Origin of the sequence: Streptomyces sp. CC53, from assembly GCF_001865245.1 — a bacterium.
In the GTDB taxonomy this organism is placed as follows: domain Bacteria; phylum Actinomycetota; class Actinomycetes; order Streptomycetales; family Streptomycetaceae; genus Streptomyces.
In genome coordinates this window covers 35,175-54,635 of record NZ_MKXB01000202.1, presented here as the reverse complement: position 1 = coordinate 54,635, position 19,461 = coordinate 35,175, and the positions used below count along the sequence as shown (strand labels likewise).

At 72.0% G+C, this 19,461-nt stretch carries 12 protein-coding genes; 7 read left to right on the top strand and 5 right to left on the bottom strand.

The window, feature by feature from the left end:
- Positions 1–51 precede the first annotated feature (51 nt).
- The gene (locus tag BJP40_RS27380) at positions 52–723 is read left to right on the top strand and encodes a response regulator transcription factor (RefSeq protein WP_071266208.1); all 672 of its coding nucleotides are present in this window, start codon (positions 52–54) and stop codon (positions 721–723) included.
- A 79-nt stretch (positions 724–802) separates the two neighbouring features.
- Here BJP40_RS27380 and BJP40_RS27375 read toward each other — a convergent pair whose 3' ends face one another.
- The 4 genes from BJP40_RS27375 to metH form a co-directional block, all read right to left on the bottom strand.
- The gene (locus tag BJP40_RS27375; protein WP_071283087.1) at positions 803–2,392 is read right to left on the bottom strand and encodes an ABC transporter substrate-binding protein; all 1,590 of its coding nucleotides are present in this window, start codon (positions 2,390–2,392) and stop codon (positions 803–805) included.
- A gap of 64 nt (positions 2,393–2,456) precedes the next feature.
- Positions 2,457–4,058, bottom strand: coding sequence for an ABC transporter substrate-binding protein (locus BJP40_RS27370; RefSeq protein WP_071283086.1), 1,602 nt, complete (start codon positions 4,056–4,058; stop codon positions 2,457–2,459).
- A gap of 479 nt (positions 4,059–4,537) precedes the next feature.
- The gene (locus BJP40_RS27365; RefSeq protein WP_071266214.1) at positions 4,538–5,239 is read right to left on the bottom strand and encodes an HAD family phosphatase; all 702 of its coding nucleotides are present in this window, start codon (positions 5,237–5,239) and stop codon (positions 4,538–4,540) included.
- 681 nt (positions 5,240–5,920) lie between these two features.
- Entirely contained in the window at positions 5,921–9,451 is a 3,531-nt protein-coding gene (gene metH, locus BJP40_RS27360; protein ID WP_071283085.1) for a methionine synthase, read from the bottom strand.
- A gap of 242 nt (positions 9,452–9,693) precedes the next feature.
- Here metH and BJP40_RS27355 point away from each other — a divergent pair, with 242 nt between their 5' ends.
- The 6 genes from BJP40_RS27355 to BJP40_RS27330 all read left to right on the top strand — a co-directional run bounded on the left by BJP40_RS27355 (position 9,694) and on the right by BJP40_RS27330 (position 17,841).
- Entirely contained in the window at positions 9,694–10,458 is a 765-nt protein-coding gene (locus BJP40_RS27355; RefSeq protein ID WP_071266218.1) for an IclR family transcriptional regulator, read from the top strand.
- Positions 10,459–11,629: 1,171 nt separating this feature from the next.
- Entirely contained in the window at positions 11,630–12,397 is a 768-nt protein-coding gene (locus BJP40_RS27350) for an MIP/aquaporin family protein (protein ID WP_071283084.1), read from the top strand.
- A gap of 52 nt (positions 12,398–12,449) precedes the next feature.
- Complete coding sequence (gene glpK, locus BJP40_RS27345) at positions 12,450–13,982, top strand: glycerol kinase GlpK (protein ID WP_071266273.1); 1,533 nt, start codon at positions 12,450–12,452, stop codon at positions 13,980–13,982.
- A 6-nt stretch (positions 13,983–13,988) separates the two neighbouring features.
- Positions 13,989–15,602, top strand: coding sequence for a glycerol-3-phosphate dehydrogenase/oxidase (locus BJP40_RS27340; protein ID WP_071266275.1), 1,614 nt, complete (start codon positions 13,989–13,991; stop codon positions 15,600–15,602).
- A 137-nt stretch (positions 15,603–15,739) separates the two neighbouring features.
- A complete protein-coding gene (locus tag BJP40_RS27335; RefSeq protein WP_071266277.1) occupies positions 15,740–16,411 on the top strand; it encodes a FadR/GntR family transcriptional regulator in 672 nt (223 codons plus the stop codon).
- Between the two features lie 455 nt (positions 16,412–16,866).
- Positions 16,867–17,841, top strand: coding sequence for a PAC2 family protein (locus tag BJP40_RS27330; protein WP_071283083.1), 975 nt, complete (start codon positions 16,867–16,869; stop codon positions 17,839–17,841).
- Between the two features lie 367 nt (positions 17,842–18,208).
- On the opposite strand, the gene mshC is transcribed toward BJP40_RS27330, so the two are convergent.
- Positions 18,209–19,438 (bottom strand): cysteine--1-D-myo-inosityl 2-amino-2-deoxy-alpha-D-glucopyranoside ligase, encoded by a 1,230-nt coding sequence (gene mshC / locus BJP40_RS27325; RefSeq protein WP_071283082.1) that lies wholly within the window; start codon positions 19,436–19,438, stop codon positions 18,209–18,211.
- Positions 19,439–19,461 lie beyond the last annotated feature (23 nt).

Genomic DNA, 19,461 nt, shown 5'->3' with positions numbered 1-19,461 from the left:
GGCGGGTGGGGGCAGAATGGGGCGGGTCCCGTGATCTGTTAAGGAGTTTCCGTGGCTATCCGCGTCCTGCTGGTCGATGACCAGCCACTGCTGCGTACCGGGTTCCGGATGATTCTGGAGGCCGAGGGGGACCTGGCGGTGGTCGGTGAGGCCGGGGACGGTCTCCAGGCCCTCGACCAGGTGCGGGCGTTGCAGCCGGACGTGGTGCTGATGGACATCCGGATGCCCCGGATGGACGGGGTGGAGGCGACGCGTCAGATCACCGGTCCGGGGCGGGACGGTCCGGCGAAGGTGCTGGTGCTGACGACGTTCGACCTGGACGAGTACGTGGTGGAGGCGTTGAAGGCGGGGGCGAGCGGTTTCCTGCTGAAGGATGCCCCCGCGCAGGAGTTGGTGCAGGCGATCCGGGTGGTGGCGGCCGGTGAGGCGATGCTGGCGCCCAGCATCACGCGGCGGTTGCTCGACAAGTACGCGGGGCATCTGCCGTCGGGTGAGGAGCCGGTCCCCGACGCGCTGAACACCTTGACGGAGCGTGAGGTGGAGGTGCTGAAGCTGGTGGCGCGGGGCCTGTCGAACGCGGAGATCGCGGCGGATCTGTTCGTGTCGGAGACGACGGTGAAGACCCACGTGGGTCATGTGCTGACGAAGTTGGGGCTGCGGGACCGGGTGCAGGCCGCGGTGTACGCGTACGAGAGCGGTCTGGTGCGCCCGGGGGCGCAGTAGTCCTGGTGACGGCGGCGGCCGCCTCGGGAGGGTTCCCGGGGCGGCCGCCGTGTCGTGTGCGCGGTGGGCGCAGGGCGGGTCAGCCCTTCTTGATCTCCCAGAAGCGGAAGACGGTCGACGCGTCGAGGGTCCACTCCAGGCCGGAGACGGTGTTGTAGGCGACGGCGTACTGCTTGGCCTGCCAGAGCGGCAGGATCGGCAGGTCGTCGGCGACGAGGTTCTGCAGCGTGCCGAAGGCCTCCTGGGCGGAGGTGCGGTCGGCGGCGGCCGCGGTGTCCGGGATGATCTTGTCGGTGATTTTCTTGTTCTCGTAGTGGTTGCCGAGGACGTTGCCGTCGCCGAAGAACGGCTGGGTGAAGTTGTCCGGGTCCGGGTAGTCCGGGACCCAGCCCTTGACGTAGATGCCGCACTTGCCCGCGGCGATGTCCTTCTCGTACTGCTCGTACTCGACGGACTTGACCTCGGCCTGGAACAGGCCGCTGTCGTTGAGCTGCTTGGCGATGGTCTGGATCTGCTCGTCCGTGCCGGGGCCGAAGCGGTTGGGGGTGGAGTACAGGGTCAGCTTGACCTTGCCGTCCTCGAAGCCGGCGTCGGCCAGGGCCTTCTTGGCCTTGGCGGGCTGCGGCTGGTCGCCGTACTTGTCGAAGAAGGCGGTGTTGTGGCCGAGGATGCCGGCGGGGACGATCGAGTAGAGCGGGGTGGCGGTGGACTGGTAGACGTCCGTGACCAGGGCGTCGCGGTCGATGAGGTAGGCGACGGCCTGGCGGACGCCGAGCTTGCCGGCGACCGGGTCCTTCATGTTGAAGACCAGGTGCTGGACCTCGGCGCTGGAGCCCTCCTGGACCTCGATGCCCTTCTGGCCGGCGGTCGGGGAGCCGTTGAGGTTCTTGATGTCGGCGGCGGCGAGGCCGCGGTAGGCGACGTCGATGTCGCCGTTCAGCAGGCCGTCGGCGAGGGCCTTGCGGTCGCCCTGGTAGAGCTTCAGCGTCACGCCGCCGTTGCGGACCTTCGCGTTGCCCTGGTAGGTGCCGTTGACGGAGAACACGGCCTCCTCGGCGCTGAACGAGTCCAGCTTGTAGGGGCCGGAGCCGACGGCCTTGCCGTCGGTGCGCAGGGCGTCGGCCGGGTACTCGCGGTGGTCGACGATGGAGCCGGCACCGGAGGCGATCTTGCTGGGGAAGGTGGCGTCGGGGACCTTCAGCGTGAAGACGACGGTCTTCTCGTCCGGGGTCTCGATGTGGTCGATGGTCGACAGCAGCGGGCCGGGGCCGTTCGGGTCGTCGATCTTCAGGGCGCGCTCGAAGGAGAACTTGACGTCCTCGGCGGTGAGCGGGTTGCCGTTGCTGAACTTCAGGCCCTCGCGCAGGGTGCAGCGGTAGACGGTGCTGGCGCCCTTGTCGAAGTCGCAGTTCTCGGCGGCTTCCGGCTGGGGCTCGGTGCCGCCGTTGGGGAAGCTCATCAGGGACTGGAAGACGTTGTTGAACAGCAGCCAGGAGCCCGGGTCGTAGCCGGCTGCCGGGTCGGTGGCCATGACCTCGTCGGACATGCCGATGACGACCCTGCCCTCGCCGCCCGCGGCAGCGCCGTCGTCGGTGCCGCAGCCGCTGAGGGTGGCGGCGGCGAGCCCCGCGGCGAGCGGGGCCGTCAGCCACTTGGTGTGTGCCTTCACTGGAACCTTGCCTCTGGATTTCTCGAACGACCGGGCTGGGGGTACGGCCCGGGTACAGCAGGGGTCAGGTGGTTCCTCGGCCGAGCTCCCAGAGCTGCAGGTCCGAGGAGGTGTTGAGCGCCCATTCGACGCCGTTGAGGGTGTCGCGGGAGGCGACGTACTGCTTGCCCTGCCAGAGCGGGAGCACCGGCACGTCGCGGGCCACGATGTCCTGGAGCCGGCGGAAGGTGCCGGCGGCGGCTGCGCGGTCCGCTTCGCGGCGGGACGCGGGGATGAGCCGGTCGCGGGCCTCGTCGCTGACGTAGGGCGTGTTGAGGAAGTTGTCGCCGTCGAGGAACGGGGCGATGTAGTTGTCGGGGTCCGGGAAGTCGGGGAACCAGCCGAGGCCGTAGACGGCGTAGTCGCCGCGCTTCTGGGCGGCGCGGAAGGCGGACCACTCGGTGCCCTCCGCGGTGGCGTCGAAGAGGCCGCTCTTGTTCAGCTGGTCGCGCAGGGCGGCGAACTCCTGGGCCGTCGCGGTCCCGTAGTGGTCCGTCGTGTAGTGCAGGGTGAGCTTGACCGGTGTGTCGACGCCGGCGTCGCGGAGGATGGCCGCGGCCTTGTCGCGGCTCGGTTCTCCGTACCGGTCGAAGAACGCGTTGGCGTGGGTGGCGATCGTCGAGGGGATCAGCGAGTACAGGGGCTGGGCCGTGGGCCCGTACACCTGCGCGGCGATCTCGTTGCGGTCGACGAGGGAGGCGATGGCCTGGCGGACGGCCTTGTCCTTGACCTCCGGAGCCTCGGTATTGAAGGCGAGGTAGCGGATCTCCAGTCCGGGGACCTCGGTGAGCTTGATGCCGTCGGTGGGCTTCCGGTCGAGTTCCTCGATCTGCTCGGGTGTCATCGTGCGCGTCATCATGTCGATGGCACCGTCGTCGAGGGCCCTCGCCATGGCGCCCGGGTCGGGGAAGGAGCGCAGCTCGACGGTCTCGTTGCGGATCTCGACGTCGCCCCGGTAGCGCGGGTTCCGGCTGAACACGACGCTGCTGAGGCTGCCGTCGCGCATCACCGGCTCCATGGTGTAGGGGCCGGAGCCGTCGACCTGGAAGCCTGCGCGGAGGGTGTCGTGGGCGTACTTGTCGCTGCTGACGATGCCCGCGACGGGCGTGGACAGCTTGTACGGGAACGTGGCGTCGGGGGTGCGCAGGTGGAAGACGACCTCGCGGTAGCCCCTGGTCTCGATGGTGTCGACGGTGGACAGCAGACCGGCGGCGCCGTTGTCGGCCTTGATGGCCAGGACGCGTTCGACGGAGAACTTGACGTCCTGGGCCGTGACGGGCTGGCCGTCGGCGAAGACGAGGTCCTCGCGCAGGAAGCAGCGGTAGTGCCGGCTGGCGCTGTCCGTGAACTGGCACTCGGAGGCCGCGTCGGGGACGGGGCGCCCGCCGCCGCGCGGGATGCGCATGAGGGTCTGGACCGTCTGGCGCAGCACGTTCCAGATGCCGGAGTCGTAGGCGTGGGCGGGGTCGAAGGGTGCGGGAGCGTCCTGGGTGACGGTGAACCGGTCGGTGGTGCCGACGACGATGGCGCCCGGTCGGGCGGCTCCGCTCGGGTCGCTCCCGCAGGCCGCGAGGAGGGGCGCGAGGAGGCCGACCGCGGCGGTGAGCGCCAGGGTCTTGCGGTTCATGGGGGACGTACTCCTGGATCCGGCACGGGGGGTGGGGCGGTGTGCGGAGCCTGTGCCGCGGGTGCCCTGTGGGGCTGGGCGACCGGGCCGGGCGGCGGACGGTCGACCCCGTGTTCCCGGTGGCTTCTGTCGCGGTCCGGAAGACGGGGAATGTGCGGCGCAGTGCTCGCCAGAAGATTAGTGGCAGCACCACTCATCCCGGACCGGGGTGAAGTTGAGAGGTCATCAGAACGCGATAGCGCGCGGTGCCCGTACGGCTGCGTAGCGGAGGAATGTTTCGTACACCGCTTCATCAATCCGGACACAAGGACGCGGTCGAAGTCGCCCGTACCGGGCATGCCACCCCTTGCCGACACGGTGCAGGGACCACCGTGCGTGAGCAACGTCACGTTCGTCGCTTTTCCGTAGGGTCACGGAGAATACACGCTTAGCAGCCCTGGGTTTTTCGGCTATTCAGCATGCCACGCTCGGTGTGCGGCTCAGTCGGTTCCGGTGATCAGAGAGCGGAGAAAGTCGAGATCGACTTCTTCCAGGGAACGGACGACCGCGCGGCCGTCGGCGGGTGCGATCGGCGCGAGCGAGGGGACGGCGACGACCCGGCACCCGGCGGCCTCGGCCGCGGCCACACCGGTCGGGGTGTCCTCGACGACGGCGCAGCGGGCCGGGTCGGCTCCGACGCTGCGGGCCGCCAGCAGGTACGGGTCCGGGTGGGGCTTGGTCCGGGGGACCTCGTCACCCGCCACGGTGACGGTGAAGTGGTCGCGGCCGAGGGACTGCAGGACGCGGTCGATGATGCGGCGGTGCGACGCGGAGACCAGGGCGGTGGGGACGGCGTGGGCGGTGAGCTGGGTGAGCAGCCGGCGGGCGCCGGGCATGAGCGGCACGCCGTCGTCGATGCGCTCCTCGAACCGGTCGTTGAGGAGGGTGGTGAGCTCGGGGAGGCTGATGTCGGCGCCGGTGGCCTCGATGAGGTAGCCCGCGCTGCGGGTCATGGGGCCGCCGACGACGATGTCGCGCCAGGATTCTTCCAGCCGGTGTCCGAGGTCCGCGAAGACCGCGACTTCCACGTCCCACCAGAAGCCCTCCGTGTCGACGAGGGTGCCGTCCATGTCGAGGAACACGGCCTGCAGAGCCGAACCGCCGGTGGTACGGCTCGGGGACGCGGGGACGGTGCTGGTCATCCGGCACACCTCCAAGAGGGACGAGAAGGCCGGTCGCGGACCCCCGGGGAGCCGTGGTGCGCTCCCCGCGGGACGGATGCGACCGGCCTGCGCTGGATCGACCAGTGTACGTCGGCGTGCGCCGGGGCGTGGCCCCCGCGGCCACGGCGTGGCGCCGCGCCACCACGGAGCGCGTACCCCTGGCGGGGGGCGGCACGGGGTCCCGCGGGCCGTCCCCTACCGAAGCAGGCCGTGCCGGGGCAGGCCACATGGGCGGGCCGACCCCTGACGGGACGCCCATACCGACGGGCCGCTTCCACCGGAAGCGTGGGCGGCACCGGGTCCCGCGGGCCGTCCCCTACCGAAGCAGGCCGTCCAGCGTCGGGAACTCTACGGCCGACCCCTGACGGGAAGCCCGTACCGGCGGGCCGTTCCCTCCGGGGGGCGGTCCGTGGCGGCGGGCCGCAGGAGGTGCCGCCCGGGGCGGGGGGCAGTCCGGGGATGGCGCCGGGTCGCGGAGACGGCCGTCGGTGTGACCCGGTGGCCGGCGGCGCTCCCAGGACGGCCTCCGCCGGGCGCCGGGGTCGCGGCCCGCGAGCAGGAGCGGGCACCGCAGCGCCGTCCCGCCGGGCCGGGCCGCTCCCGTGCCCGGGGCGGCCCGGCGCGAAGCTGCGGCCGGGACCGGCGGTGGGGGCCGCGGGGTCAGCGGGCGTTGAAGTACTTCGCCTCCGGGTGGTGGATCACGATCGCGTCCGTGGACTGCTCGGGGTGCAGCTGGAACTCCTCTGACAGGTGCACGCCGATGCGCTCCGGCTCCAGCAGGTTCGCGATCTTGGCGCGGTCCTCCAGGTCGGGGCAGGCCCCGTAACCGAGGGAGAAGCGGGCGCCCCGGTACTTGAGGGAGAACATGTCCTCGATCGCGTCCGGGTCCTCCCCGCCGAAGCCCAGCTCGGCGCGGACACGCGCGTGCCAGTACTCGGCGAGGGCCTCGGCGAGCTGCACGGACAGCCCGTGCAGCTCCAGGTAGTCGCGGTAGGCGTCGGCCTCGAAGAGCTCGGCCGTGGCCTCGCCGATGCGGGAACCGACGGTGACGACCTGGAGACCGACCACGTCGGTCTCGCCGGACTCCTCCGGGCGGAAGAAGTCCGCCAGGCAGAGCCGGCGGCCGCGGCGCTGGCGCGGGAAGGTGAACCGGGTGCGTTCGTTGCCGCGCTCGTCCAGGATGATCAGGTCGTCGCCCTTGGACACGCACGGGAAGTAGCCGTGCACGACGGCGGCTTCGAGCAGGTTCTCGGTGTGGAGACGGTCCAGCCAGCCGCGGAGGCGGGGCCGGCCCTCGGTCTCAACGAGCTCCTCGTACGTGGGGCCGTCCCCGGCGCGGGACTGCTTCAGGCCCCACTGCCCCTTGAAAAGGGCGCCCTCGTCGAGCCAGGAGGCGTACTCCTTGAGCTGGATGCCCTTCACGACGCGCGTGCCCCAGAACGGCGGCTCGGGCACCGGGTTGTCGGTGGCGACGTCGGAGCGGACCGCACCGTCCTGCGCGGCCTCCTCCTGGACGGGCGCGGCCGTGGCGCGGACCCGGCGCGGGCGGAGCTCCGGCAGTGCCGCGCCGGGCACGCCGCGCTTGACGGCGACGAGGGCGTCCATGAGGCGCAATCCCTCGAAGGCGTCACGGGCGTAGCGGACCTCGCCCTCGTACACCTCGTGCAGGTCCTGCTCGACGTAGGCGCGGGTGAGGGCGGCACCGCCGAGGATCACGGGGTACTTGGCGGCGAGGTCTCGCTGGTTGAGCTCCTCCAGGTTCTCCTTCATCACGACGGTCGACTTGACGAGGAGTCCGGACATGCCGATCACGTCGGCCCGGTGCTCCTCGGCCGCCTCGACGATGGCGGAGACGGGCTGCTTGATGCCCAGGTTGACGACGTTGTAGCCGTTGTTGGAGAGGATGATGTCGACGAGGTTCTTGCCGATGTCGTGGACGTCGCCGCGCACGGTGGCCAGGACGATGGTGCCTTTGCCGCCGTCGTCGCTCTTCTCCATGTGCGGTTCGAGGTGGGCGACGGCCGTCTTCATCACCTCGGCGGACTGCAGGACGAACGGCAGCTGCATCTGGCCGGAACCGAACAGCTCGCCGACGACCTTCATGCCGTCGAGGAGGGTCTCGTTGACGATGTCGAGTGCCTTGCGGGTGGTCAGGGCCTCGTCGAGGTCGGCCTCCAGGCCGTTGCGCTCGCCGTCGATGATGCGGCGCTTGAGGCGCTCATCCAGCGGCAGGGCCGCCAGCTCCTCGGCCTTGCCGGCCTTGAGGGACTTGGCGGTGGCGCCCTCGAAGAGCTCCATGAGCTTCTGGAGCGGGTCGTAGCCCTCGGAGCGCCGGTCGTAGATCAGGTCGAGGGCGGTGGTGACCTGCTCCTCGTCGAAGCGGGCGATGGGCAGGATCTTCGACGCGTGCACGATCGCGGAGTCGAGGCCCGCCTTGACGCACTCGTCGAGGAAGACGGAGTTCAGCAGGATGCGGGCGGCGGGGTTGAGGCCGAAGGAGATGTTCGACAGGCCCAGCGTCGTCTGCACCTTCGGGTGGCGGCGCTTGAGCTCGCGGATTCCCTCGATGGTGGCGATGCCGTCCTTGCGGGACTCCTCCTGGCCGGTGCAGATGGTGAAGGTGAGGCAGTCGACGAGGATGTCCTCCTCGTGGATGCCCCAGTTCCCGGTGAGGTCGGCGATGAGGCGCTGCGCGATCTCGACCTTCTTCTCCGCCGTGCGGGCCTGGCCCTCCTCGTCGATGGTGAGGGCGATCAGGGCGGCGCCGTGCTCCCGGGCCAGCCGGGTGACCTTCGCGAAGCGGGAGTCCGGGCCGTCGCCGTCCTCGTAGTTGACGGAGTTGATCACGGCACGGCCGCCGAGCTTCTGCAGTCCCGCCCGGATGACGTCCACCTCGGTGGAGTCCAGCACGATCGGCAGGGTGGAGGCGGTGGCGAAGCGGCCGGCCAGCTCCTCCATGTCGGCGACGCCGTCCCGTCCGACGTAGTCGACGCACAGGTCGAGCATGTGGGCGCCTTCGCGGATCTGCTCGCGGGCCATCTCCACGCAGTCGTCCCAGCGCCCGTCGAGCATGGCTTCGCGGAACTTCTTCGACCCGTTGGCGTTGGTGCGCTCGCCGATGGCGAGGTACGCGGTGTCCTGCCGGAAGGGCACCGTCTGGTACAGGGAGGCCGCGCCCGGCTCGGGGCGCGGGTCGCGCTCCGGCGGCGTCAGGCCGCGCACGCGCTCCACGACCTGCCGCAGGTGCTCGGGCGTGGTGCCGCAGCAGCCGCCGACGAGGGAGAGCCCGTACTCGCGGACGAAGGTCTCCTGCGCGTCGGCGAGCTCGGGGGCGGTGAGCGGGTAGTGGGCGCCGTTCTTGCCGAGGACGGGCAGGCCCGCGTTCGGCATGCAGGACAGGGCGACGCGGGAGTGGCGGGCGAGGTAGCGCAGGTGCTCGCTCATCTCGGCGGGGCCGGTGGCGCAGTTCAGGCCGATCATGTCGATGCCGAGGGGCTCCAGCGCGGTGAGCGCGGCGCCGATCTCGGAGCCGAGGAGCATGGTGCCGGTGGTCTCGACGGTGACGGAGACGATCAGCGGGACGCTGTAGCCGGCCACGTCCATGGCGCGGCGGGCGGCGACGACGGACGCCTTGGTCTGGAGGAGGTCCTGCGTGGTCTCGACGATGAGGGCGTCGGCGCCGCCGGCGAGGAGGCCCTCGGCGTTCTGCTGGTAGGCGTCGCGGATCGCGGTGTACGTGGTGTGGCCGAGGGTCGGCAGCTTGGTGCCGGGGCCGACGGAGCCGAGCACCCAGCGCTGCTGCCCGGTGGCGGCGGTGAACTCGTCGGCGACCTCGCGGGCGATGCGGGCTCCCGCCTCGGACAGCTCGACGACGCGGTCCGCCGCGTCGTACTCGCCCAGTGCGGTGAGGTTGGCGCCGAAGGTGTTGGTCTCGACGCAGTCGACGCCCACGGAGAAGTACGCCTCGTGGACGGAGCGCACGATGTCGGGACGGGTGACGCTCAGGATCTCGTTGCACCCCTCCAACTGCTGGAAGTCGTCCAGCGTCGGGTCCTGTGCCTGGAGCATCGTGCCCATCGCGCCGTCGGCGACGACCACGCGCGTCGCGAGGGCCTCGCGGAGGGCGGCGGCTCGGGCGGCGCTGTCGGCCGGGGCTGCGGGCGCGGTGGACGGGGTCGGCAACGAGGCCATGGAGGTGCTCCCTGAGGTGCGACGGCTGTCGGCTTTGCGCCACCGGGCGGGAGGCGCACGTCGTCAGCGTAACCGTCCCGCCCCCGGGGTGGACATCTCGTTCCACGTGGCGGACGGCATGCTGGGCGGGACGTCGAAGTCCGGCCAAGACCATCGGGGGTTGTCCGACATGTGGCCGGGGGTCGGCAAAGGCCGATAGTGTTCAGCATTGTCGAACCATGAAGTGAAGGAGCAGGCCGGGGATGGCGAAGAACATCCAGTCGCTTGAACGAGCGGCGGCGATGCTGCGACTGCTCGCGGGCGGGGAGCGCCGGCTGGGTCTTTCCGACATCGCGTCCTCGCTGGGCCTGGCGAAGGGCACGGCGCACGGCATTCTGCGGACGCTCCAGTCGGAGGGCTTCGTCGAGCAGGACGCCGCGTCGGGCCGCTACCAGCTCGGCGCGGAGCTGCTGCGCCTCGGCAACAGCTACCTGGACGTGCACGAACTGCGGGCCCGGGCGCTGGTGTGGACGGACGACCTGGCCAGGTCCAGCGGGGAGAGCGTCCACCTGGGCGTGCTGCACCAGCACGGGGTGCTGGTGATCCACCACGTCTTCCGGCCGGACGACAGCCGCCAGGTCCTGGAGGTGGGCGCCATGCAGCCGCTGCACTCCACGGCCCTGGGGAAGGTGCTGTCCGCGTACGACCCCGTGGCGCACAGCGAGGCGGTGGAGGTGGAGCGCAAGGCGTTCACCCCGCGCACGGTGACGGCCCTGGACGACTTCGAGGAACTGCTGGACCTGACCCGGGCGCGTGGCTGGGCCGCGGACGTGGAGGAGACCTGGGAGGGCGTGGCGTCGGTGGCCGCGCCCATCCACGACCGGCGCAGGATGCCCGTGGGAGCGGTGGCGATCACGGGCGCGGTGGAGCGGGTCTGCGACGCCGGTGAGCTGCGGTCGGAGCTGGTGGCGGCGGTACGGGAGTGCGCGCGGGCCGTCTCCCGCGACCTGGGCGCGGGGCGCTTCTAGGGGTGACTTCCGGCACCCCTCGCCTACGGTCGGGGCCCGCCGGCTCCGGAGCCGCCCGCCGGCCCCGGAGCCGCGCCTCTGCCCTGGGCGTCGGGCGGGTCGGCCCCTGCGGCGCGAGCACCGGTCCGGGTGGGGGCGCCTGTGCGGGGCGCCGCCCGCGGCCGGGTCGGCGGGCGGCTCGCGTTGAAGGGGGCCCGCGCACGGGCCGCCTCCCGCGCGCAGGGCGGTCGGGGCGCAGTACGTGACGGGCAGCGCGGCCGGAGCCTGCGGCGCAGCAGGAGGCGCGGGCGGCGCTGGACGGGCGGGGCTCGACACGGCCGGGGCCGCGGCGGGTGCGGCGGCCCACACCCCTGACGGCAGCCACTCCTACGGGACGCCCAGCCACCCTCGGGCTCCTCCGACCCGCACCCCTGGCCTCAGCCAATCCCAGGGCACCCAGGCACCCTCCGGCCCGCACCCTGACCGCAGCCGACCGCCGAGGCGGCCAGGCCGCCCGCGGCCCCACACCCCTGACCCCAGCCACCCCCACGGGACGCCCGGCCACCCTCCGGCCCGCACGCCTGGCGCAGCCGCCCCCAGGGGACACCCAGGCACTCTCCGGCCCCTCCGGCACGCACGCCCGGCCCCAGGCCGACCGCAGAGGCGGCCGGGCCGCCCAAAGGCCCCGCACCCTGTGTCCCCGCATCTCCGCCGCCCTGCACCGCCGCCCCCGCAGCCGCGCCCGGCCCCCGCACGGGCAGCCACCCCCGACCGCCGCCGAGGCGGCCAAGGGGCGCGACGGCCGCAGCGGCCACCGCCCGCAGCGACGGGGGCCGGCCTCGGCCCGGCCGACGCCCGCCCTCGCCACGGCGGGCACGAGCGGGAGGCAGCCGCCCGCCCGGTTCTCCAGGCGCACGGGGAGCGTGGCCAGGGCGCGAAGGCGCAGGTGGCGACCACTGCACACGGAGGGCGACGGTAACGATCGGGTCTACGGCTCTCGAACTCTTGACGCAGAATTCACCCCGGAGCAAAACTGCCGTCCATCGGTCGGCATTGTCGAACACCTACCGGGATTACACGCTAGAGTGTGACAGCGCCAGGAGGCCGGTTACTGCCCTCACCCCGAGGGCGACGAACCACCGGAGGGACCCGGGGTTCGCCTTTCCCTGGACGAAGGACAAAGGAGTCGCGGGTGTCCAGCTCCGACATCTTCTTGGGCGAGATCATCGGTACCGCCCTGCTCATCCTCCTCGGCGGAGGCGTCGTCGCCGCCGTCGTGCTGAAGCGCTCCAAGGCGCACGGCGCCGGCTGGGTCGCCATCACCCTCGGGTGGGGCTTCGCGGTCATGACCGCCGTCTACACCACCGGTTCCCTCTCCGGTGCGCACCTGAACCCGGCGGTCACGCTGGGCATCGCCATCAAGACAGGCGAGTGGAACGACGTCCCGGTCTACGTCGCCGGCCAGCTCCTCGGCGCGATGATCGGCGCCGTGCTCATGGTCGTCGCGTACTACGGGCACTTCCAGTCGCACCTGCGGGACCCGGAGATCATCTCCAAGCCCGTCGCCGACGCCATCGAGGGCCCCGGCCCGGTCCTCGGCATCTTCTCCACCGGCCCGGAGATCCGCAACACCTGGCAGAACCTCGCCACGGAGATCATCGGCACCACCGTGCTCGTCCTGGCCGTGCTCACCCAGGGCCTCAACGAGAACGGCGACGGCCTCGGCCCCCTGGGCGGCCTGATCGTGGCGTTCGTGGTCGTCTCCATCGGCCTCTCGCTCGGCGGCCCGACCGGATACGCCATCAACCCCGCGCGCGACCTCGGTCCCCGCATCGTCCACGCACTGCTCCCCCTGCCCAACAAGGGCGGCTCCGACTGGGGCTACTCGTGGATCCCCGTCGCCGGCCCGCTGATCGGCGCGGCCGTCGCCGGGGGTATCTACAACCTCGCGTTCGCCTGAACCCAGCCGGTACCCCACCCGACCCTTCACCGACCTTGAGGAGCACACCCCTATGACCGCCACCACCTCGCACGGTTCCGGTCCGTTCATCGCGGCCATCGACCAGGGCACCACCTCCAGCCGCTGCATCGTCTTCGACCGCGACGGGCGCATCGTCTCCGTCGACCAGAAGGAGCACGAGCAGATCTTCCCGAAGCCGGGCTGGGTCGAGCACGACGCCAAGGAGATCTGGACGAACGTCCAGGAGGTCGTCGCCGGGGCCATCGAGAAGGCCGGCATCACCGCTGCCGACGTGAAGGCGATCGGCATCACCAACCAGCGCGAGACCACGCTGCTCTGGGACAAGAACACCGGTGAGCCGGTCCACCACGCGATCGTCTGGCAGGACACCCGCACCGACGCCCTGTGCAGGGAACTCGGCCGCAACGTCGGCCAGGACCGGTTCCGCCGCGAGACGGGCCTGCCGCTGGCGTCCTACTTCGCCGGCCCGAAGGCCCGCTGGCTGCTCGACAACATCGAGGGCCTGCGTGAGCGCGCCGAGCGCGGCGAGATCCTCTTCGGCACCATGGACTCCTGGGTCATCTGGAACCTGACCGGCGGCGTCGACGGCGGCCGGCACGTCACGGACGTGACCAACGCCTCCCGCACCATGCTGATGAACCTCCACACCCTGGAGTGGGACGACAAGATCCTCCAGTCCATGGAGGTGCCGGCGGAGATCCTGCCCGAGATCCGCTCCTCCGCCGAGGTGTACGGCACGGTCAAGGGCGGCGTCCTGGACGGTGTGCCGGTGGCCTCCGCGCTCGGCGACCAGCAGGCGGCGCTGTTCGGCCAGACCTGCTTCGCGGAGGGCGAGGCGAAGTCCACGTACGGCACCGGAACGTTCATGCTGATGAACACCGGCGACAAGATCATCAACTCGTACAGCGGGCTGCTCACCACGGTCGGCTACCAGATCGGCGACGCCAAGCCGGTCTACGCCCTGGAGGGCTCCATCGCCGTCACCGGCTCGCTCGTCCAGTGGATGCGCGACCAGATGGGCCTCATCAGCACCGCGGCCGAGATCGAGACGCTGGCGCTGTCGGTGGAGGACAACGGCGGCACGTACTTCGTGCCGGCCTTCTCCGGCCTCTTCGCCCCGTACTGGCGCTCCGACGCCCGCGGGGTGATCGCCGGCCTCACCCGCTACGTGACCAAGGCGCACATCGCCCGCGCCGTCCTCGAGGCCACCGCCTGGCAGACCCGCGAGATCACCGACGCCATGACGAAGGACTCCGGCGTCGAGCTGTCCGCACTGAAGGTCGACGGCGGCATGACCTCCAACAACCTGCTGATGCAGACCCTCGCCGACTTCCTGGACGCACCCGTGGTGCGCCCGATGGTCGCCGAGACCACCTGCCTCGGCGCGGCCTACGCCGCCGGCCTGGCCGTCGGCTTCTGGCCCGACACCGACGCGCTGCGCGCCAACTGGCGCCGCGCCGCCGAGTGGACCCCGCGCATGGACGCGGAGACCCGCGAACGCGAGTACAAGAACTGGCTCAAGGCCGTCGAGCGGACCATGGGCTGGATCGAGGACGAGGAGTAATTCGACATGACCACCCTGCAGAGCGTCCCCGCCCTCGGGACGCACCCGGCTGCCGGTTCCCTGCCGAGCCGCGCCGAGACCCGGGAGCAGCTGTCCAAGGCGACCTACGACCTGCTGGTCATCGGCGGCGGCATCCTCGGTATCTCCACCGCCTGGCACGCCGCCCAGTCCGGGCTGCGGGTGGCCCTGGTGGACGCCGGCGACTTCGCCGGCGCCACCTCCTCCGCCTCCTCCAAGCTGCTCCACGGAGGTCTGCGGTACCTGCAGACCGGCGCGGTGAAGCTGGTCGCGGAGAACCACTTCGAGCGCCGTGCGGTCTCCCGCCAGGTCGCCCCGCACCTGTCGAACCCGCTCACCTTCTACCTGCCGGTGTACAAGGGCGGACCGCACGGCGCCGCGAAGCTTGGCGCGGGCGTCTTCGCGTACTCGGCGCTCTCCGCCTTCGGTGACGGCGTCGGCCACCTGCTCGGCCCCTCCCGGGCCGCGCAGGACGTGCCGGAGCTGCGCACCGACAACCTGAAGGCCGTGGCCGTCTACGGCGACGACCAGATGAACGACGCGCGGATGGCGCTGATGACGGTCCGCGCGGCCGTCGACGCGGGCGCGACGGTCCTCAACCACGCGGCCGTCACCGGCCTGCGGTTCACCGGCGGCCGGGTGACCGGCGCGGAGCTGAAGGACACCACCGACGGCACCGAGTTCGGTGTCGACGCCCGGCTGGTCCTCAACGCCACCGGCCCGTGGGTGGACCACCTGCGCCGCATGGAGGACCCGAACGCGGCCCCGTCCATCCGCCTCTCCAAGGGCGCCCACCTGGTGCTCAAGCGGACCTCCCCGTGGAAGGCCGCGCTGGCCACCCCGATCGACAAGTACCGCATCACCTTCGCCCTCCCCTGGGAGGACATGCTGCTCCTCGGCACCACCGACGAGGAGTACGAGGGCGACCCGGCCGACGTCGCGGTCAACGAGAAGGACATCGCCCAGATCCTGGACGAGGCCGCCTTCTCCATCCGCGACCAGCAGCTCAGGCGCGAGCTCATCACGTACGCTTTCGCCGGCCTGCGGGTGCTGCCCGGCGGGCCCGGCGACACCGCCAAGGCCAAGCGCGAGACGGTCGTCACCGAGGGCCGCGGCGGCATGCTGTCGATCGCCGGCGGGAAGTGGACCACCTTCCGCCACATCGGCCGCACCATCATGAACAAGCTGGCGGCACTGCCCGGGCGTCCGCTGGCTGAGGACATGACTCCGATCGCCAGCCTGCCGAAGAAGATGCCGCTGCCGGGCATAGCGAACCCGGACGCGGTCGCCCACCGGCTGCTCGTCGACGGGGGCACGCCGGGGCCGCGCATGGCCGCCGACACCGCCCGTCACCTGGCCACCCACTACGGCTCCCTCTCGTTCGACATCGCGCGCATGGCGTACGAGCGTCCGGAGCTGGCCGAGCGCATCCACCCCGACGCGCCGGAGATCTGGGCGCAGGTCGCCTACGCCCGGGACCTGGAGTGGGCCGAGACCGCGGACGACGTGCTGCGGCGCCGTACGACCCTGACGATCCGCGGTCTGGCCACGGACGAGATCCGCGCGAAGGTCGAGGCCGTGCTCGCCGACCGGGAGTCCTGAGCCTCCCCGCGCCCCGGACGGGTTCCTGAGCAGGGAGGACGCGCGCCCAGGGCGCGGGAAGGGAGGGCGGCCCCACACCGGGGCCGCCCTCTTGTACGCTCACACATCGGATGTCTGAGAGGCACTGGGGGACCGCGATGGCCGTGACCGACGAGGCGATCGACCGCATCAAGGAGATGATCGTCTCCGGCGCCCTGCGCCCGGGCGACCGCCTCCCGAAGGAGAGCGAACTGGCCGCGGAGCTGGGGTTGTCGCGCAACTCGCTGCGCGAGGCGGTCCGCGCGTTGTCGCTGATCCGCATCCTGGACGTGCGGCAGGGCGACGGCACGTACGTCACCAGCCTCGACCCGCAGGTGCTGCTTGAGGCGCTGAGCTTCGTCGTCGACTTCCACCGGGACGACACGGTCCTGGAGTTCCTCGCGGTGCGGCGCATCCTGGAGCCGGCCGCGACGGCGATGGCGGCGCACCGCATCGCGGAGCCGGAACTGGACTCCCTGGAGGCGTCGTTGGACGCGCTCGGCGACGCTCCTCCCGTGGAGGAACTGGTCGCGGCGGACCTGGACTTCCACCGGCGGATCGGCGCCGCGTCCGGCAACCAGGTGCTGTGCTCGCTGCTGGACGGGCTGTCCGGGCCCGCCACGCGGGCCCGGGTGTGGCGGGGGCTCACCCAGGAGGACGCGGTGGACCGCACCCTGTACGAGCACCGCGCGATCCTCGCGGCGCTGCGGGACCGCGACGCCGAGGCCGCGCGGTCGTGGGCGACGGTGCACATCGCGAGCGTGGAGCAGTGGCTGCGGTCGGCGCTCTGAGCCCGCCGCGCGGGGCCGGCTGCCGGACGGCTGACGTCCGCGGATCCGCGTACGGCTCCGCGGACGCTCCGGGCCACGGGGCCGCCCCGCACCGGACGCGGCACCGGGCGGTCCGCGGGGCGTCCGGGGACGGGCCGCGGGCGGCTGCCGGCGACCGCGGCGCCCGGGGGGCCGGTTCGGGGCCGGACGGCGCCGGAGGTCTCCACGGGACATCGGACCTCTCCAGGGCCATCCGATGTATGGCGTCGAGAGAGTGGCAAACTTCCCCCGCACGCCCGGGTGAGCCACGCGGAGCCCGGTAGGGAGATCGGAGGTATGCGGGGGTGTTCCGTCGTTCCGGGGGACGTAGTCGCGGACGGCCGATACAGCACCCGGACGTGTACGGGGACTGCGGGCAGGGGCCTGTGACGCCGTAAGGTTGGTTCGTACGCACGGAACTTCGGAAGGAGGCCTGGGTGATCGAGCTCGAAGGGGTTCCCGAGCTGATCGACCCGGTCATGGTGGCCGCGTTCGAGGGCTGGAACGACGCCGGCGACGCCGCCTCCACCGCGATCGCGCACCTGGAGCGGGAGTGGAAGGGGGAGGTGTTCGCGGCGCTCGACGCCGAGGACTACTACGACTTCCAGGTCAACCGGCCCACGGTGTGGCTGGACGGCGGGGTACGGAAGATCACCTGGCCGACCACCCGGCTCTCCGTGGTGCGCGTGGGTGGGGAGAAGCCGCGGGACCTGGTGCTCGTCCGTGGGATCGAGCCGTCCATGCGTTGGCGCTCGTTCTGCAACGAGCTGCTGGGCTTCGCCCACGAGCTGGGCGTGGAGATGGTGGTCATCCTGGGCGCGCTGCTCGGCGACACCCCGCACACGCGGCCGGTGCCGGTGAGCGGGGTGACGTCCGACCCGGACCTGGCACGGCGGATGAACCTGGAGGAGACCCGGTACGAGGGCCCGACGGGCATCGTCGGCATCCTCCAGGAGGCGTGCACGCACGCGGGCGTCCCGGCGGTGAGCCTGTGGGCGGCCGTCCCGCACTACGTGTCGCAGCCGCCCAACCCGAAGGCGACGTTGGCGCTGCTGAACCGCCTGGAGGACCTGATCGACCTGCGCATCCCGCTGGGCGAGCTCGCGGAGGACGCCCGGGCGTGGCAGGTGGGCGTGGACCAGCTGGCCTCCGAGGACAGTGAGGTCGCCGAGTACGTCCAGACGCTGGAGGAGGCGCGGGACACCGCCGAGTTGCCGGAGGCGTCCGGCGAGGCGATCGCCCGGGAGTTCGAGCGCTATCTGCGGCGGCGGGACGGCGGTACGGCACCGGGCCCGCCCGGCATCACCCCGGGAGGCGCGGGGAGCGCCGGCCCGAGTCAGACCCGCCCGCCCCGACCGCCCCGGCGGGAGGACCCCGCCGACGGCGGAGACGGGGACGCCGAGGACGGCTGACGGTCCGCCAGAACGCGCTGCGCACGGGAGGGTTGCGGTCGGGGTCCTCCTCCCCGGGTGCGTTCCGGGCCGGGCCCCCTGCTCCGGCGGTGCGTTACGCCCCGGTCGCTGGGACAGCGCCCCGCGGGCGCGGGCCCGCCGACGCGATCCCCGCAGGGGGACGTTCGCCGTACTCGTCCCCCGTCCGGGGTCCGGGCCGAGCGCAGGACGGCACTGCGGCGGCCGCAGCGGGGGCGTTCCCTCCCCCGCCGGGCCGCGGGGTCGCCCGTGTCGGCGGGCGCGGGCGTCGGCGGATGCGACAGAGCGGCCGCCTCCGGGCCGGGTACCGGGAGGCGGCCGCTCCGCTGCGGTGGCGACTCGCCGTCCGCTACAGAGCCACGCCCATCAGCGCGTCGACGGTCCGCGACACGAGACCGGGCGCGCTGTCGTCCGTGCCTCCCTCGGCGTCCTGGAGCTCCACCCAGCGGTCCACGGCGGCCAGCGCGCGGGGGGTGTCCAGGTCGTCGGAGAGCGCGTCGCGGACCTCTTCGAGCAGGGCGTCGGCGGGCGGGCCGTCGGGCCGCGACACGGCAGCGCGCCAGCGGCCGAGCCGGTCCACGGCGTCCCGCAGGACGCCGTCCGTCCACTCCCAGTCGGCCCGGTAGTGGTGGGCCAGCAGGGCGAGCCGGACGGCTGCCGGGTCGACGCCCTCGCGGCGCAGCGCCGACACGAAGACGAGGTTGCCCTTCGACTTGGACATCTTCTCGCCGTGCAGGGCGACCATCCCGGCGTGGACGTACGCCTTGGCGAACGGGTGCTCGCCGGTGAGCGCGTGGGCGTGGGAGGCGCCCATCTCGTGGTGCGGGAAGATCAGGTCGGAGCCGCCGCCCTGGACGTCGAAGCCCATGCCGAGGTGGTCCAGGGCGATCGCGACGCACTCGATGTGCCAGCCGGGCCGGCCGGGCCCGAGGGAGCCTCCGTCCCAGCTGGGTTCCCCGTCGCGGGCCGCCAGCCACAGGACCGGGTCCAGGGGGTTCTTCTTGCCGGGCCGGTCCGGGTCGCCGCCCCGCTCGGCGGACAGCCGCCGCATGAGGGCCGCGTCGTAGTGGGACACCTCACCGAAGTGCCGGTCGGCCTCGACGGAGAAGTAGACGTCGCCGTCGAGTTCGTAGGCGGCGCCCATGTCGCGCAGCCGCTCGACGACGGGGACGATGCCGGGGATGGCCTCCACGGCGCCGATGTAGTGCTGCGGGGGAAGCATCCGCAGGGCCGTCATGTCCTCGCGGAACAGGGTGGTTTCGCGCTGGGCGAGCGCCGTCCAGTCGATGTCGTCCCGCACGGCCCGCTCCAGCAGCGGATCGTCGATGTCGGTGACGTTCTGCACGTAGTGGACCTGCCGCTTGGTGTCGAGCCACACGCGCTGCACGAGGTCGAACGCGTTGTAGGTCGCCGCGTGACCCATGTGGGTCGCGTCGTACGGCGTGATGCCGCAGACGTATATGCGGGCGACGGGACCGGGGTCGAGGGTCACTCGTCCACCGGTCGCGGTGTCGTGGATCCGGAGGTCGCGGCCCGTGCCGGGCAGGGCGGGGACCTCAGAAGCGGGCCAGGCATGCATGCTTCGAGCGTAACCGGACGGGT

Bases quoted from the DNA above. Each gene is read 5' to 3' on its own strand.
- BJP40_RS27370 (WP_071283086.1), bottom strand. From the start codon at position 4,058: ATGAACCGCAAGACCCTGGCGCTCACCGCCGCGGTCGGCCTCCTCGCG.
- BJP40_RS27365 (WP_071266214.1), bottom strand. From the start codon at position 5,239: ATGACCAGCACCGTCCCCGCGTCCCCGAGCCGTACCACCGGCGGTTCG.
- metH (WP_071283085.1), bottom strand. From the start codon at position 9,451: ATGGCCTCGTTGCCGACCCCGTCCACCGCGCCCGCAGCCCCGGCCGAC.
- BJP40_RS27355 (WP_071266218.1), top strand. From the start codon at position 9,694: ATGGCGAAGAACATCCAGTCGCTTGAACGAGCGGCGGCGATGCTGCGA.
- glpK (WP_071266273.1), top strand. From the start codon at position 12,450: ATGACCGCCACCACCTCGCACGGTTCCGGTCCGTTCATCGCGGCCATC.
- BJP40_RS27340 (WP_071266275.1), top strand. From the start codon at position 13,989: ATGACCACCCTGCAGAGCGTCCCCGCCCTCGGGACGCACCCGGCTGCC.
- BJP40_RS27335 (WP_071266277.1), top strand. From the start codon at position 15,740: ATGGCCGTGACCGACGAGGCGATCGACCGCATCAAGGAGATGATCGTC.
- mshC (WP_071283082.1), bottom strand. From the start codon at position 19,438: ATGCATGCCTGGCCCGCTTCTGAGGTCCCCGCCCTGCCCGGCACGGGC.